The organism is Arthrobacter sp. P1_A5 (assembly GCF_056406825.1).
Genome location: NZ_JBFTZL010000006.1, coordinates 1 through 14,339 on the forward strand (window position 1 = coordinate 1; position 14,339 = coordinate 14,339).

The 14,339-nt window shown below is 67.9% G+C and carries 17 protein-coding genes and 1 tRNA gene; 10 read left to right on the forward strand and 8 right to left on the reverse strand.

Annotated elements, in window-relative coordinates; all coding sequences use genetic code 11:
* Positions 1-55: 55 nt before the first annotated feature.
* A complete protein-coding gene (locus AC1D1S_RS02685; protein ID WP_476993665.1) occupies positions 56-955 on the reverse strand; it encodes an NAD(P)-dependent oxidoreductase in 900 nt (299 codons plus the stop codon).
* A gap of 87 nt (positions 956-1,042) precedes the next feature.
* A complete protein-coding gene (locus AC1D1S_RS02690; protein ID WP_476993666.1) occupies positions 1,043-2,530 on the reverse strand; it encodes a four-carbon acid sugar kinase family protein in 1,488 nt (495 codons plus the stop codon).
* A gap of 190 nt (positions 2,531-2,720) precedes the next feature.
* On the opposite strand from AC1D1S_RS02690, the gene AC1D1S_RS02695 reads away from it, so the two are divergent.
* A complete protein-coding gene (locus tag AC1D1S_RS02695; RefSeq protein ID WP_028276604.1) occupies positions 2,721-3,431 on the forward strand; it encodes a FadR/GntR family transcriptional regulator in 711 nt (236 codons plus the stop codon).
* A gap of 31 nt (positions 3,432-3,462) precedes the next feature.
* On the opposite strand, the gene AC1D1S_RS02700 is transcribed toward AC1D1S_RS02695, so the two are convergent.
* Positions 3,463-3,720, reverse strand: coding sequence for a metal-sensitive transcriptional regulator (locus tag AC1D1S_RS02700; protein ID WP_018774886.1), 258 nt, complete (start codon positions 3,718-3,720; stop codon positions 3,463-3,465).
* A 133-nt stretch (positions 3,721-3,853) separates the two neighbouring features.
* Between AC1D1S_RS02700 and AC1D1S_RS02705 the strand changes: the two genes are divergently transcribed.
* The 5 genes from AC1D1S_RS02705 (at position 3,854) to AC1D1S_RS02725 (ending at position 7,184) form a co-directional block, all read left to right on the forward strand.
* Entirely contained in the window at positions 3,854-4,816 is a 963-nt protein-coding gene (locus tag AC1D1S_RS02705; protein ID WP_476993667.1) for an SGNH/GDSL hydrolase family protein, read from the forward strand.
* A 52-nt stretch (positions 4,817-4,868) separates the two neighbouring features.
* A complete protein-coding gene (locus AC1D1S_RS02710; protein ID WP_243178340.1) occupies positions 4,869-5,078 on the forward strand; it encodes a dodecin in 210 nt (69 codons plus the stop codon).
* Positions 5,079-5,174: 96 nt separating this feature from the next.
* Positions 5,175-6,146 carry an aldo/keto reductase gene (locus tag AC1D1S_RS02715; protein WP_243178339.1) on the forward strand — a complete coding sequence of 324 codons (972 nt, stop codon included), beginning with the start codon at positions 5,175-5,177 and terminating at the stop codon, positions 6,144-6,146.
* A 149-nt stretch (positions 6,147-6,295) separates the two neighbouring features.
* Entirely contained in the window at positions 6,296-6,559 is a 264-nt protein-coding gene (locus AC1D1S_RS02720) for a GlsB/YeaQ/YmgE family stress response membrane protein (RefSeq protein WP_018774889.1), read from the forward strand.
* 169 nt (positions 6,560-6,728) lie between these two features.
* A complete protein-coding gene (locus AC1D1S_RS02725) occupies positions 6,729-7,184 on the forward strand; it encodes a hypothetical protein (RefSeq protein ID WP_243178338.1) in 456 nt (151 codons plus the stop codon).
* A gap of 36 nt (positions 7,185-7,220) precedes the next feature.
* On the opposite strand, the gene AC1D1S_RS02730 is transcribed toward AC1D1S_RS02725, so the two are convergent.
* Positions 7,221-8,051, reverse strand: coding sequence for a putative protein N(5)-glutamine methyltransferase (locus tag AC1D1S_RS02730; RefSeq protein WP_476942681.1), 831 nt, complete (start codon positions 8,049-8,051; stop codon positions 7,221-7,223).
* Between the two features lie 282 nt (positions 8,052-8,333).
* On the opposite strand from AC1D1S_RS02730, the gene AC1D1S_RS02735 reads away from it, so the two are divergent.
* Positions 8,334-9,434: a lactonase family protein gene (locus tag AC1D1S_RS02735; RefSeq protein ID WP_476993668.1), complete on the forward strand. Its 1,101-nt coding sequence runs from the start codon at positions 8,334-8,336 to the stop codon at positions 9,432-9,434.
* Positions 9,435-9,500: 66 nt separating this feature from the next.
* Here AC1D1S_RS02735 and AC1D1S_RS02740 read toward each other — a convergent pair whose 3' ends face one another.
* From AC1D1S_RS02740 to AC1D1S_RS02750, 3 genes are all read right to left on the reverse strand, one after another.
* The gene (locus AC1D1S_RS02740; protein ID WP_476993669.1) at positions 9,501-9,848 is read right to left on the reverse strand and encodes a hypothetical protein; all 348 of its coding nucleotides are present in this window, start codon (positions 9,846-9,848) and stop codon (positions 9,501-9,503) included.
* Positions 9,849-9,912: 64 nt separating this feature from the next.
* Complete coding sequence (locus AC1D1S_RS02745; protein ID WP_476993670.1) at positions 9,913-10,407, reverse strand: MarR family winged helix-turn-helix transcriptional regulator; 495 nt, start codon at positions 10,405-10,407, stop codon at positions 9,913-9,915.
* A 192-nt stretch (positions 10,408-10,599) separates the two neighbouring features.
* Positions 10,600-10,672 (reverse strand) — tRNA-Lys (locus AC1D1S_RS02750).
* A gap of 202 nt (positions 10,673-10,874) precedes the next feature.
* On the opposite strand from AC1D1S_RS02750, the gene AC1D1S_RS02755 reads away from it, so the two are divergent.
* From AC1D1S_RS02755 to AC1D1S_RS02765, 3 genes are all read left to right on the forward strand, one after another.
* A complete protein-coding gene (locus AC1D1S_RS02755; RefSeq protein ID WP_018774895.1) occupies positions 10,875-11,528 on the forward strand; it encodes a hypothetical protein in 654 nt (217 codons plus the stop codon).
* A gap of 383 nt (positions 11,529-11,911) precedes the next feature.
* Positions 11,912-12,529, forward strand: a complete 618-nt coding sequence (locus tag AC1D1S_RS02760) for a DUF47 domain-containing protein (protein ID WP_028276610.1) — start codon at positions 11,912-11,914, stop codon at positions 12,527-12,529.
* A 1-nt stretch (position 12,530) separates the two neighbouring features.
* The gene (locus tag AC1D1S_RS02765; RefSeq protein WP_459383617.1) at positions 12,531-13,547 is read left to right on the forward strand and encodes an inorganic phosphate transporter; all 1,017 of its coding nucleotides are present in this window, start codon (positions 12,531-12,533) and stop codon (positions 13,545-13,547) included.
* A gap of 8 nt (positions 13,548-13,555) precedes the next feature.
* Here the strand turns inward: AC1D1S_RS02765 and pstB are convergent, their stop codons facing one another.
* A complete protein-coding gene (gene pstB, locus AC1D1S_RS02770; RefSeq protein WP_018774898.1) occupies positions 13,556-14,335 on the reverse strand; it encodes a phosphate ABC transporter ATP-binding protein PstB in 780 nt (259 codons plus the stop codon).
* Positions 14,336-14,339: the final 4 nt, after the last annotated feature.

Consider the following 14,339-nt stretch of genomic DNA (forward strand, 5'->3'; position numbering starts at 1 on the left):
GCGGAGGGGGGACCGGCGGAGGGGGGACCGCCGTCGTCGGGGATGGGATGGCTGGCTAGGCGGTGCGCCTGGTGGGCGCGACGACCTTGATGACGGCGGAGTCGTCGGCGGCGGCGAGGCCCTGGGCCTGGCCGAGGAGGTAGAGCTGCTCGGCGGCGGCGGCCACCGGGGCGGCGAGGCCGGCGGCGCGGGTGGCCTTGCCGACGATCCCCATGTCCTTGACGAAGATGTCCAGCCGGCTGAGGACTTCGGCGCCGTCCTCGGTGTAGGCCTCCAGGATGCGCGGTCCGCGGTTGGAGAGCATGAAGGAGCCCGCTGCGCCGGCTTCGAGGGCGGCGAGGGTCTTGGCCTGGTCCAGGCCGAGGGCGTCGGCCAGGGCCATCGCCTCGGCGGCGGCGGCGATGTGGATGCCGCAGAGCAGCTGGTTGACGGTCTTGAGGGCCTGGCCGTCGCCGGGCTTGTCGCCGACCACGGTCAGGGTGGAGGCCAGCAGCTCAAGGGCCGGGCGGGCCTTTTTCCGGGCCTCGGGCGAGGCGCCCACCACGATCAGGAGGTCGCCCTCGCCGGCACGCTTGGGGCCGCCGGACAGCGGGGCATCAACCAGTTCGACGCCGTATTCGGCCAGGCGGTCGACGGTGGCCGGGATGGCCTCGGTGCCCACGGTGCTGCCCAGGATCACGACGGCGCCCGGCTTGAGCACGGAGGCCACGCCGTTCTCGCCGAACAGGACATCGCCCAGCTGTTCACCGTTGCGCACTGCCAGCAGCATCGCGTCGGCGCCTTTCGAGGCTTCCCGTGCGGAGGCGAAGGTGCGGATCCCGGCCTCTTCRGCTAGCTTCAGGCGGGGYTCGGCGATGTCGAAGCCGTGGACGGTGAGCTSGCTTGCCAGGCGCGTGGCCATGGGCAGGCCCATGGCGCCAAGGCCAAGGACGGTGATGGTGTAGTTGCTGGTCATGGTGTTCTCCATCGAATGACGTGTGGTGCTGGGCCCATACCGGCGGGGGCCCTGCCTGAGGTTGTGAAGGCTGGGAGCCGGCGGGGATTAGAAGGTGTTGCTGAGCTTGCGCGTGACATCGGCGAGGGACTGGTCGTCGCCCACGTTGCCGGCGAAGACGATGTACGGGATGCCCTTGGCAGGTCCGTCCACCGGTTCCCACAGGCTGACGATGCCCGGCAGCATGGGCCCGCGGACTATCGCGTGCCGGATTTCCAGGCCGTGTGCGGCCACGTCCGAGGACGTGATGCCGCCCTTGGCGATCACGAAGCTGGGCGGGAAAGTCTTCAGCGTGCGGTTCACCACCGCGACGACGGCGGCGGAGACGGTGCGGGCGATTCGCAGGCTTTCGGCGGCGTCGGAGGTCTTGATCAGGAGCCGGCTCGTGTGCACGATCACGTCGCCGCCGCGGAGTGCAGCGACCACCGTGTCCACGGTTTCGTCCAGGTACTCCCCCGCGTTGTCGCCGAGGAGCTTCTCGACGTCGATCTCCACGATCCGGGCCGCGCTGTGCTGCTCGGTGAGGGCGTTGAGCTGGCGGGTGGTGACACCGACGTGCGAGCCGACCACGATCAGGCCGCCGGCTTCCGAGGGGGTATTGCCCGCATAGGCTTCCTCGCCGCTGAGTTCGGTGCGGATTTCCTGGCCGATCCGTGCCCGGACAAACGGCGGGCCCACGCGGTAGAGCAGCTTCTTGCCGCGGCTTTCCGCTTCTTCCAGGCCCAGGGCCAGGGCCCGTAAGTCGTTTTCGGTGACGATGTCCGCCACGATCGGAGTCGAATCCGTGGCGGCATCGATGGCATCGGCAATGGCTTTGGCGGAGATCATCGGATCGGCGGACGCCCGGATGATGTCCAGATCCAGCACGATCACCGAATCCGCGGGGAACCGGCCGTTCGACTTCTCCTCGACGTACTTGGCCATCTCCGAGTTGGCGAAGCCGAAGCTGGCGTCGCGGGCGAATTCGGTCTCGGCCACGGGGGTGAGCTGCCCGGCGTCCTTGCCTGTGCCGCGGGTGAAGTGCACGCCGCCGACCGTCACGCGGCCGGCGTCGGGGAACGCGGGAACGATCACGACGCCGTCCGTCTTCTCGCCGTTGACGGCGGTGACGGTGGCGGCGATGACGTCCGGTTCGAGCGGGTAGTGTCCGCGGAGGGTGGAGTCGCTGCGGCTGACAAAGCTGAGCCGAAGCGCGGGTTCAGCGGACGCTGCGGCCGCGAGTGCGTTGCGGACGATCTCCTCGTTGCGGGCAGCCGCCTCGGCAGGGTCAAGGCTGCGGGTGTTGGTCAGCACGTAGACCGCGCGCTGGCGCTGGCCGTTGACTTCGTAGGCGAACGCCCAGGCAAAGTCCGCCACTTCCCAGCGGGTGAGGACCGGCAGGTTCGCCACGGACTGGGTGCCGGTGGGGTCGTCGTCGAGTACGACCAGGACACGGGGGGATGCCTCGGAGGAGGCGGCCACGCTGTCTGCCACCAGCCGGGCGGGGATCTGTACTTCCGCGGGGAAAGCGGCCAGCACGTCTGCTTCGAGGGGCACTATGCACTCCATTGTGTGTGGATCTGTCAGTGGAAAACTGCGGTTCTCCGCGAGCCGCAGCAGGAACAAAATGTAAGATGTCAGACATCTTGCATATGAATGCTAGTGTGGCATATGGCACAACGACGCGCAAGTAGACTTGGCCATCACGGAGCACGCCATCAGGCAACAAGTCGCTGGACGGGGAGAATTGGCTAGGAAATCGCTGGTCGGCGTTGTGGCCGACGAACTGCTGGACCGGATTATTGGCGGCGAGTTTCCGCCCGGCGCGAGCGTCCCCGGCGAACTGGAGCTCAGCTCCCGGCACGAAGTCAGCCGCATGACCGTGCGCGAGGCCATGAAGACCCTTGAAGCCCAGCGGATCCTCAGCGTGGAACGCGGCCGGGGCACGTTCGTGAACCCGGTGAACCGCTGGGGATCCCTGGACGCCGTACTGCGGGCAGCCTCGGAGGGCACAAATGACGCCTCGGCCGCCATCCAGCTCATCGAGCTCCGGCGGATGCTGGAGACGGGCGCCTGCGAACTGGCTGCCGGGCGGATGTCGGACACGGACATCGAGGCCCTCCGCGCGCACGTCGACAGGATGCGGCTGGCCCACGAGAGGAATGATCTCGCGGCATTCGTGGAGGAAGACCTCGCTTTCCACGACCTCATCCTGCAGGCCTCGGAAAACGTCTTCGTCGCCGTGTTATTCGAACCCTTGCACCGCGTGCTGGAAAAACGGCGGACGGAAACTTCCAAGGTGCCGGAGATCCAGGAGCACGCCATCGGGCACCATCAGAACATCGCTGACGCCCTGGCCTCCCGCGACCCGCACCGCGCCCGCGACGCCATGGACGCCCACATGCAGCAGACCCTTGACGACCTGAAGACCTTCGTGCTGGCCGGCGGCCCCGCCTGACGCGGTCCCGCGCTTTGCCCGGATGATGAGCTCAGGCGAGTGAGAGGAAGAGCTTCTCGAGTTCGGCGCGGTCCAGGCTGGGGTCTTCCTGCTGCATGCACTGCTGCAGGCCCGTGGCAATGATGGAGAATCCAGCCTTGTCCAGGGCACTCGACACGGCCGCCAGCTGGGTCACGACGCTCTTGCAGTCACGGCCCTCCTCGATCATCCTGGTGACGGCCGCGAGCTGGCCCTGGGCGCGGCGAAGCCGGTTAATAACAGGCTTCATGTCAGTGGGATCGAGTTCCATTGGTTCCTCCGGTTCGATGCGTCAGGCTCCCCATTATACCCCCCTGAGTATTTCGCTCCCGGGTGGCGGACGGCCAGGGGTGGCCGCCGCGGCCTCATGCCGCCCCGCTAGGGGCATAAGTACCTAGCGAGGCATGGAATATCGGCGTATTGCTGGTGATGTGAACGCCGCCAGGTTCCTAGAGCCGGACGCCGGCGGTACCGGCGTCAACCTCCCCGCCGCGGGGCCGTGGCATCCAGGGGATCAGGGCTCCGCACGCGGGCCTGCCGGTGACCTGCGTTCCCGGCCGTGGAGCCGGTATGTCGCCTTGGGCGACTCGTTCACGGCAGGCGTCGGCGACCCGGAACCGCTGAGCCCCGGGGGCATTCGGGGGTGGGCGGACCGCATCGCCGAGGAACTCGGCGAGGGCCGCCGCGAGTTCGGGTACGCAAACCTTGCCATCAGCGGCCTGGTCCTGCGCGAAATCCTCGACCAGCAACTCGGACCGGCCCTGAACCTGAAGCCTGACCTCGTCTCGCTCTCCGCCGGCGGGAACGATCTCGTGTTTCATCGCGGCGATCCGGACCGGATGGCCGCCGCCCTGGACGACGCCGTGGCAGCCCTCTCCGCCACCGGGGCCACGGTGGTCCTCTTCACCGGGCCGGACTGGGGCGAGACCGCTGTGTTCGGACACATCCGGGGGAAGGTCGCGGTATTCAACGAGAACATCCGTGTCATCGCCGCCCGGCATGATGTCGTCATCGCCGACTTGTGGGCCCTGCGGCAACTGAGCGATCCGCGGATGTGGGATCCGGACCGCCTGCACTTCTCGCCGCTGGGACACCACACCATTGCGGCCATGGTCCTGGACACGCTCAGCGTGCCACACCGCCTGCGGCCGCTGGAGCCGAAGCCGATGCCGCCAGGCAACTGGCGGGAGACCCGGGCCGGTGACCTGGCTTGGATGGCGCACTACATGCTGCCCTGGATGGTGAGCCGGATCAGGCCGCGCGCAGACGCCCCGCCCCGGCAGGCCAAACGCCCGCTGCCCGGACCGCCTCCCGGGGTCCCGGACTCCGGGCACAAACCCCTAGTCCGGCCGGGTTCGGTCGGCTAGTCTGCAGGAACGGCCCACAGCCGGGCATCGATGGCGATCACGAGGAGCGAAGTTGTCTAATCACACTTACAGCATTTCTGAAATTGTCGGAACCTCGAGCGAGGGCGTCGATGCGGCCGTCCGGAACGGCATCGCCGAGGCCGCCAAGACCCTCCGGAACCTTGACTGGTTCGAAGTCAAGGAGATCCGCGGCCACCTTGAAAACGGGCAGGTCGCCGACTGGCAGGTCACCATCAAGCTGGGGTTCCGCCTGGAGCGTTGACGCCAGACTCCGGAGCGGGCCGGCACGCACCGCCCCGCTCCGGAGAAACCCGCAACCCGTCAGGGCAGAGGAGGCCAGGGCGGAGAGGAAAACTTCATGCGCTATACGCATCTGGGCCGCTCCGGCCTGACAGTCTCGCGCCTTTGCCTGGGCACCATGAACTTTGGCCCGCAGACCGAGGAGACGCAGGCCTTCGCCATCCTGGACACCGCGCAGGCCGCCGGCATCAACTTCGTCGACACGGCCAATGTGTATGGCGGGTCCAGCCACCGCGGCTGGACGGAGGAGATAGTCGGCCGCTGGTTCGCCCAGGGGGGCGAGCGCCGCGAGCGCACGGTGCTTGCCACCAAGTTGTTCGGCACCATGACCGACCGGCCCAACGAGTCCAAACTCTCGGCACTGCACATCCGCCGGGCGCTCGACGCCAGCCTGAAACGGCTGCAGACGGACTACATCGATCTGTACCAGTTCCATCACGTGGACCGGAACACGCCTTGGGATGAGATCTGGCAGGCTATCGAGGTCGCCGTCCAGCAAGGCAAGATCCTATACTCCGGCAGCAGCAACTTCGCCGGCTGGCACATCGCCCGGGCCCAGGAAACCGCCGGCCGCCGCAACTACAACGGGCTGGTCAGCGAGCAGTCGATTTACAACCTGCTGACCCGGGACGTGGAACTGGAGGTCATCCCGGCCGCCCAGCAGTATGGCCTGGGGATCCTGCCATGGTCGCCGTTGCACGGCGGCCTGCTMGGCGGAGTGCTGAAGAAGGAGAACGACGGCGTCCGGCGCATYGCGGGCCGGGCCCTCGATGCGCTCAAGTCGCACCAGAAACAGATCCGGCGATACGAGGAATTCGCCGCCGAACTGGGTCAGGAACCCGCGGACGTGGCACTCGCGTGGCTGCTCCACCAGCCGGCAGTCACCGCTCCGATCATCGGCCCGCGTACCCTCGAGCAGCTCGAAGCCTCCGTCAGGGCGCACAAATTGAAGCTCGACACCGATGCGCTCAAGCGCCTCGACGAGATTTTCCCGGGCCACAGGACGGCTCCGGAAGACTACGCATGGTAGGGCGCAGTCGGCTGTTTTGGCACCCCGCCCGCCGAACCCACGGGTGTCGGGTGGCTCTTTGATACTAAGCATGATTAGTATTAGGGCAGAAGGATGTAGCGCACCCGGCAATCCGGGTGCCTCCTCTATGAAAGAAGAAGGAACGAAAAATGGGTTTTCTCGCATTTCTGATTCTGGGCCTCATCGCCGGCGCAATCGCTAAGGCCATCCTCCCGGGACGTCAGGGCGGTGGCATCATCATCACTCTGATCCTGGGCGTCGTCGGCGCCCTGCTCGGCGGATTCATTGGCAGCGCACTGTTCGGCGTGGGCATCAACGAGTTCTTCTCGCTGTCGACCTGGCTGCTGGCCATCGGCGGTGCGATCATCGTCCTGCTCGTTTACGGCATGATCAGCAAGCGCTCAGCCCGTTAACACGGAAGCTGACCGGAAACCGGCTCTGGGTTATTCCCGGGGCCGGTTTTTTGCACTATTTTGACAGCAAGGCGGCCTGCCGGCCGCATGGGCCGGCACTGCCACCCACCGTCCAGGAACTGTTCAACAACGTCTACTTTTCACCTACGTCAGGGAGCAGGAGCACAGCATGAAGGGCAAATTTCTTTTCGCCACCGGACTGGCAGCAGGGTACGTCTTGGGATCGCGGTCAGGCCGCGCAGCCTATGACAAGCTCAAGGCCAGGTCGGCAGAGCTCTGGCACAGCAAGCCGGTCCAGGACAAGGTGGCCGCGGCAGCAGAAACGGTCAAAGACAAAGCCCCCGAGGTCTCCGAGCATCTCGGCGAAGCCGCCCGCCGCGCCGGTACCGTCATAAGCTCCGCTGTCCACCGCGATGCCGGCCACGGAAGCACGTCCGCGGCCACGCCCGGAACGGCCACGCCCGGAAAACAGGGAGCAGCCACGCCCGGAACGCCGGCACCCGCGGCCAGCGATGTCCATTCCGACCCTGCGCTCACCGACCAGACCGGCCAGGACTGGTCGGACGAGGGCGGTGCCACCCCGGCGGGCCCGGCCACCAACGTGAACGAGGACAAACTGCCCTAGGGTTCTTTGAGGGGCCACCGTCGCCGCCTCTGCCGGCTACCGCCCGCCGGAGGGCAGCAGCTCGCCGGCCACCACGGTGGCCCCCAGTTCCTCCGAGCGCAGCACCCGGGCCGCCAACCCGTGCCCGCGAAGGATTCCGGCCGTCTGCGCGGACTGCCGGCGGCTGGTCTCTATCAGCACGTGGCCGCCGGGCGCCAGCCACTGACGTGCGCCGGCGGCGACCCGCCGCTGCACCTGAAGCCCGTCGGCGCCGCCGTCGAGGCAGGCCCGCGGCTCGTGGACGCGCGCTTCCTGCGGCATGGTTTCGATGTCTGCCGAGGGAACGTAGGGGGCGTTGACGGCCAGCAGCCGGACCCGGCCCCGGAGGCCTGGCGGGAGGGGAGCATAGAGATCACCCTCGTGGACCTCCCCGCCCAGGGGCAGGACGTTGGTGCGTGCACAGGACACAGCCGCGGGGTCAATATCGGCGCAGTGGAGTTCGGCGGGGCCGGCGAGGGCCGCGAGCGCCGTACCGACAGCGCCGGACCCGCAGCACAAATCGACAACGACCGGCGCCGGGGCGTCCCCCCGCGCCATGCGGCTTGCGTCCAGCAGCGCAGCGGCCTGCCGGACAAGGAATTCCGTCCGGCGGCGGGGCACGAAGACTCCGGTGTCGACCGCGATGCGGAGTCCGCAGAATTCCGCCCAACCGAGAATGTGTTCAAGGGGAAGGCCTGCGACCCTCCGGCCGGCCATCCGTTCGAGCGCCTCCGGCGTCGGGGCCGCGTCGATCAGCAGACGGGCCTCGTCTTCGGCAAACACGCAGCCGGCTGAGCGGAGCCTGGCCGTGAGTATCTCGTGCGGGGAAAGATGGCGGACTACTGGCATGGGAGCGCCTTTCGGTCGGGTGTCAGACGCCCTCACCGTGAGCTGGCCGCGGCCGGCACTGCTGGGCGGGCATCCTTGCTGGACTTGCGTGGACGGGACCCACCTCCTTTGCTGCAGTTGCTCGATTGCCCCATGCTACCGAAGCCGCCCGCGGCCAGCTGTGATTGGGTCTGCTGTGATTGGTCGGGGTTTTGCGGCGGCGGGTTGCGGCGGCGGATTGTGCCGCCTGCTTGGGATGCCTGCTTAGGATGCCTTGGCGGCGGCGGCTGGCAGGATGGCAGCATGGACTCCCTGCCTGCACACGATCTCGTCTGGACCGGCTCCTACACGGCAGATTCCGGCGGCCGCGGCACGGGGATCGGCGCGGTTGCCGCGGCGGCGGACGGCACAATGCGGTGGCTGGGTGTTGCGGCGCCGGCCGACTCGCCGTCCTTCCTGGCGGTCCACCCTTCTCTCCCCGTGCTCTATGCCGTGGCCGAGCAGGCCCGGACCGTCCGGGCCTACCGCCGGGCCGGCGCGTTTGGCCTGGAGCCCGCGGGCCCGGCGTGGCCGGCCGGTGACGCGGCCTGCCATGTCGCCGTCGAGCCTTCCGGCCGTTTCCTCGTTGTCTGCTGCTGGGGCGACGGCCAGGTGCTGTTCTATGAGCTCGACGCCGACGGCGGCATCGTTGACCGGACGGCCGGCGTCGAATCGCGAGACCCGTACGGCGAGGCTCCCGGCGGCGGCCCCGGCGAACGGGAAAAACGGCCGAGCCGCGCTCACGCGGCACTCATGCTGGCCGACGGCAGGGTGATGACCACCGACCTCGGCCACGACCTGCTGCGGATCTGGAGTGTCGGCTCCGGACCGGAGCGGGCTCTGGGCCCGGTCCTGGACCACGAGGTGGTCCTGCCGCGGGGCAGCGGCCCCCGGCACCTGGTCCAGCATCCGGGCGGCCACGTCTTTGTGGTGACCGAGTATTCAATCGAGGTGGCTGTGGCCGGGTTGTCGCCGGACTCCGGGGACTTCCGGCTCGCTTTCGTCGGGCCCGCCGCCGCCGGCGGGGCGCAGCCGGATGATTCGGCGGCAGAGATCGCGTTGGCGGCCGACGGCAGGTACGCCTATGTGGGCGTCCGCGGTTCGAACCGGATCTGCGTGCTGGAGGTGGAGGCCGGGGGCGCGGCGCTGCGTCCGGTGGCCGACGTCCCCAGCGGCGGCAACTGGCCCCGGCACCATCTGATCCGCGACGGTTTGCTGCACGTCGCCCACGAACGCTCCGGCGACGTCGTAACGTTTCGTCTGGACGCGGCATCCGGGTTGCCGGGTCTCCCTGCGGACCGGCTGCAGGTGGCCTCCCCCACCGCGCTGGTGCCGGCCCGGCCCCGGCCGGTACCCCGGGGGTGAGGAGCCGGTTCCCGGCTGACGCGGTGCTGCGGTGAAGAGCAGCCTGGTGAGAAGCGGGCGGCTGGGTCAGCAGGCCGCGGCAAGCTCCGCAGCAGCCTGATCGGCGCCCTGTTCGCCACCATCCAGCTGGATCCCGCCCAACCGGTACCCGCTCTCCGGCTGGAACACGCTCTCCGCCTGGAACCCGTCGGCGAAGTGGAGTCCGTCCCCCAGCTGGATACCGCCGTCGAGCTGGAAGCCACACGGACAGCGCCACAGGGCCGGGAGATCGAGGGACGGGTCCGCGGGCCCGAACGAGTAGGAGGGCATCGCCGGCTCCGGCGAGGTCCACTGCATGGGTGCGCCGCAGTGCAGCGGGGCACCGGGCGGGAGCTCTGTCGCGGGGTCCCCGGTCAGGGTTGCGGATTCAGCCACGGCGCCTACTCTCGTTGAGATCTAAAAAACAAGTAGTAAGCATACATATAACTAGTTAAACGAGCTAGTCATGCCGCTCGGCGCCGATGGCTGCGCTCATCCGGCGGAGGAAAGTGATAACCACGCGGGCGTCCTCCGCGCTCATGGACTCTGCCACCGCCATCATGCGCCGGTGCATGTGTCCAAGCGTGGCGCGGACTTCGGAATCCGTCGCCACCGTCGGCACGATCACAAGGGAGCGCCGGTCCGTCGGGTGCGGCTCCCGCCGGACGTGCCCGCTTGCTGCCAGCCGGTCGATCAGGGACGTTGTGGAAGCGGTGGTGATGCCCAGGACGCGGCTGAGATCCTTCGGGCCAACCCGTTCGCCTGTCGCTTTGGCCCGCAGCAGGTAGCGCAAAGCCAGCAGGTCGGTCTCACCCATCCCCATCGAATCGCGGGTGGACCGCCTGGTCGCCACCTCCGAGATCCGATAGTCGCGGAGGGCCTGCAGGATCGCCGCCGGAGGATCCAGGCTGTCATCGGGGCCATACCAGTATCCGGAGGCGCCGTGGGAGTCCATTCGCCAAGCCTAGCGGAACTGGTAACTAGCCAGCCGTACAATCCGGGGGGCTGCAGCCACAGGGCCCCAGGGCCCCGGAGCCCTGGGGGCTGGGGCCCCGGCCCGCCAGGACAGGACCCCGGTGGCGGGCACAAAAAACCCCGGCTTCCTGTTGCCAGGAAACCGGGGTTTTTCCACTCTTCGCTAAAAGAGTGGGCCCTGTGGGGATCGAACCCACGACCCACGGATTAAAAGTCCGATGCTCTACCAACTGAGCTAAAGGCCCCAGCCGAGAGCCCCGAACCAGCGGATAAATCCGCTGCTGCAGCGCGTTTCGGCCCAGTCCATTTCTGGACGTTAACACTGTACCCCAGACCCGGGCCAGCTTTTTTCACGTTGGCCGCACCGGCGTCGTCGGCCCCCGGCGTCTATGGCAGCAGCGCGCACCGATCCTCGATTCCCTTGCGGCACTGGAGTAGCGTGGGGGCATGAGCGAGCAAGCAGGATCAAGCGCCCCCGGCCCGCGGCACCACAAGCCGAAACCCTTCGCACCGATCGACTTTGAGCCTTTCGCCGGAGGGGCCGATCCTGCCCGCGTCTCGGAGGCGGCCCATCTGGCCGCGCAGGCTCTCGTGCGCCGCGGCCGGGACAGCGACGATCCTAAAGTCACCAAACGGCTCGTCAAACTCGCCGATGAGCAGGGCCTGGAAGCAATCGCCGAAATGTGGGCCGAAAGCCCCGCCCGGTCCCTCCCCGGCGCGCTGTGGCGCCTGTACGCCCTGCGGGCCGCCACCATCCAGGATCCCGAGCGGATCTCCGTCTACTTCAAGGCGGGCAAGGACACGGCCCAGGTTTCGCATGTGGTCGCCGGCGCGGCCGAACCGCCCGGCGCCGATGAGATGAAATCCATGGCGGACGCCATCCTCTCCGGGGCGTTCGACGGCGAATTCGACGTCGCCCTGGAACGCTCCGCAGCGTTCTGCCGCGTGGTGGCCCTGGGCCAGGCAACGCTTGCGGACAACGCCGAGCACAGCAACGAAAACCACGCCAGCAAACTCACCCGCAACTCGCATCTGCTCGTCAAGACGGCCGAGGACCTCGAGCACGCCGCCAACGCGTGGCGGCTGGGCGAACTGGACTGAGGGGCCAGCCGGGCCGGGCGGCAGGCGCCCGGATGACGGGCCCGCAGCACCCAGGACACGCACGGCTCGGGCAGGCTGTCAATGTTGACTTGCATGAACCTACGTAGAAAACTAAAAGCGGTGCCGAACCGCGAAACCCCCGGGCTTCAACATTTAGCCGCCTAGAGCGGCCTACCGCCGAGAGGCGTATCCGGTTCGGCACCATTTTCATGCCTTCTTACCCTGATGTTCGCCCGGTTTTCACCTGCGCCGTCACACGCCGCGTCGGGCCGGGCCGGACCCGCCGCGGACGGTAAAGTGATGCGTATGCACTGGTCACCGTCAAGTCACACGGCCGGCCGACTCCACCCGCGAACCTCCTCCCGGAAGACCGGTGACACCACGTGAAGCTGCGCCTGTTCCCCCAGGAGTCCGCCGGACTGAACCTGCTCTCCCAAATGGCGCGCCAGATCGTGCTGGGGACCGGAACGCTCTCGGAGATCCTCGGCGCCCCGGCCAGCGAGCATGCCCGGCTGGTGGAGGACATGCACAACCACGAGGCCAAATCCGCGGAGCTGCACTTTGCCCTCCTGACCCACATGCGCACCAGCTTCGTGAACCCGCTGCCGCGCGAGGACATGTACACGCTGTCCCGGTTCCTCAACGAGGCCATGGAGAAGCTCGACGCCGCCGCCGAGCTCGTCTCCCTTTACAAGCTCGAACGGCTGCCCAGACGGGCCGCCGACCAGCTGGAAATCATCAGCCGCCAGGCCGAACTAACGGTCGATGCGATGCGGCGGCTGAACAATCTGGACGACCTCGAGGACTACTGGATCGAGATCCTGCGCCTGGCCAAGCGTGCCGAGCGCACGCACCGGGTCTGGGTCGCGGACATGCTCCACGAGATGAAGGCCATGCAGTACGCGCGCAACCGCGATGTCGCGAACCAGCTCGTGGAAGTCACGAAGGACATGCGCCGGATCGCCACCCAGGTGGGCAGCATCATCGTCAAGGAATCCTGACGTGGTGCTCTTCTTCCTTGCCCTGGTGCTGCTCTGCGCCGGGGCCTTTGCATTCCTCAACGGGTTCAGGGACGCGTCCTCGTCGGTGGCGCTGGCCGTGCGGACGCGCGCGCTGACCCCAACAGTGGCGGTGATTCTGGCCAGCCTGTTCAACTTCATCGGTGCCGGGCTGAGCGCCGCCCTGGCTCTGGCCGTCAGCCAGGCGTGGCTGTCGCTGCCGCCGGGCACAAACGGCCTGACGATTCTGCTGGCCGCGCTGCTGAGTGCCATCCTCTGGGGCGTCTACTTGTGGTGGCGCGGCATCCCCTCGTCCTCCACCCATGCCCTGGTCGGCGGGCTCGCCGGGGCGGGGGTCGCCAGCGTCGCCGTCGGCGGAAACCCCGTCATGGGCGTTGACGCCTCGCTCCTGTCCCAGGTGGTGCTCCCGCTGCTGATCTCACCGGTGATCGCCTATGCGGGGTCGTTCCTGCTGGTCTGGCCCGCGGGCTGGGCGGCCCGGTACACGCCGCCCAATGTCGTCAACACCCGCTCCCGGCGGGCCCAGGCCATTGCCGCGGGCGCCGTCGCCTTCGGGCACGGGCTGCAGGACGGCCAACGCACCAGCGCGGTGGTGATCCTGGCGCTGCTGGCGGCCGGGCTCTCCGACGGCGGTTCAGTGCCGGTGTGGGTGGCCCTGCTGACGGCCGTCTTGCTGTCGGCGGGAACCCTCGCGGGCGGGTGGCGGATTTCCTACACCATCGGCTACCGGCTGACCCGGGTCGATCCCCTGCGCGGATTCGTCGCGCAGATGTACAGCGCCGTGATGCTGTTGGTGGGCGCGATCGGGCTGCACTGGCCCGTCTCCACCACGCACACGGTGACGGCGGCAACCCTTGGCGCCGGCGCCAACCAGTGTTTCCCGGGCACCGACCGGCGGCTGGTGATCCGCATCCTGGTGTTCTGGGTAGCGACCCCGGTTGTCACCGCTGCCGCCGCGTTCGTCCTGCAGTTGGCGCTCTCGACGGTGGCCGGCCTGTAGCAGCCTGGTTATCCGAAGCGGCCGGAGACGTAGTCCTCGGTGGCCTTCTCGGTCGGGTTGCTGAAGATCGTCGGGGTGTCGCCGAACTCGATCAGCTTGCCCGGCTTGCCGGTGCCGGCAATGTTGAAGAAGGCCGTCTTGTCCGACACGCGGGCCGCCTGCTGCATGTTGTGCGTCACGATCACCACCGTGTACTGGTCCTTGAGCTCATTGATGAGGTCCTCAATGGCCAGCGTCGAAATCGGGTCCAGGGCGGAGCAGGGCTCGTCCATGAGGATCACCTGGGGTTCAACGGCAATCGCGCGCGCAATGCACAGGCGCTGCTGCTGGCCGCCGGAGAGCCCGGAGCCGGGCTTGGCCAGACGGTCCTTGACCTCGTTCCAGAGGTTGGCACCCTGCAGGGACCGCTCCACCAGGACATCGGCCTCGCCCTTGGAGATCTTCGTGTTGTTCAGCTTCACGCCGGCCAGCACGTTGTCCCGGATGGACATGGTGGGGAACGGGTTGGGGCGCTGGAACACCATGCCGATCTGGGACCGCACGGTGACCGGATCGACGCCGGGGCCGTACAGGTTGTCCCCGTCCAGCAGCACTTCGCCTTCAACCCTCGCACCGGGAATGACCTCGTGCATGCGGTTCAGGGTGCGCAGGAAGGTGGACTTGCCGCAACCCGAGGGGCCGATGAAGGCCGTGACGGACTTGGCGTCGATGTTGATGTTGACGCCTTCGACGGCCAGGAATTTGCTGTAGTAGACGTTCAGGTCCTTGACGTCGATGCGCTTAGACATGGTG

Excerpts from the sequence above, each read along its gene's own strand:
- AC1D1S_RS02700 (WP_018774886.1), bottom strand. The coding sequence starts at position 3,720 with ATGGAACTCGATCCCACTGACATGAAGCCTGTTATTAACCGGCTTCGC.
- AC1D1S_RS02705 (WP_476993667.1), top strand. The coding sequence starts at position 3,854 with ATGGAATATCGGCGTATTGCTGGTGATGTGAACGCCGCCAGGTTCCTA.
- AC1D1S_RS02720 (WP_018774889.1), top strand. The coding sequence starts at position 6,296 with ATGGGTTTTCTCGCATTTCTGATTCTGGGCCTCATCGCCGGCGCAATC.
- AC1D1S_RS02725 (WP_243178338.1), top strand. The coding sequence starts at position 6,729 with ATGAAGGGCAAATTTCTTTTCGCCACCGGACTGGCAGCAGGGTACGTC.
- AC1D1S_RS02730 (WP_476942681.1), bottom strand. The coding sequence starts at position 8,051 with ATGCCAGTAGTCCGCCATCTTTCCCCGCACGAGATACTCACGGCCAGG.
- AC1D1S_RS02735 (WP_476993668.1), top strand. The coding sequence starts at position 8,334 with ATGGACTCCCTGCCTGCACACGATCTCGTCTGGACCGGCTCCTACACG.
- AC1D1S_RS02745 (WP_476993670.1), bottom strand. The coding sequence starts at position 10,407 with ATGGACTCCCACGGCGCCTCCGGATACTGGTATGGCCCCGATGACAGC.
- AC1D1S_RS02755 (WP_018774895.1), top strand. The coding sequence starts at position 10,875 with ATGAGCGAGCAAGCAGGATCAAGCGCCCCCGGCCCGCGGCACCACAAG.
- pstB (WP_018774898.1), bottom strand. The coding sequence starts at position 14,335 with ATGTCTAAGCGCATCGACGTCAAGGACCTGAACGTCTACTACAGCAAA.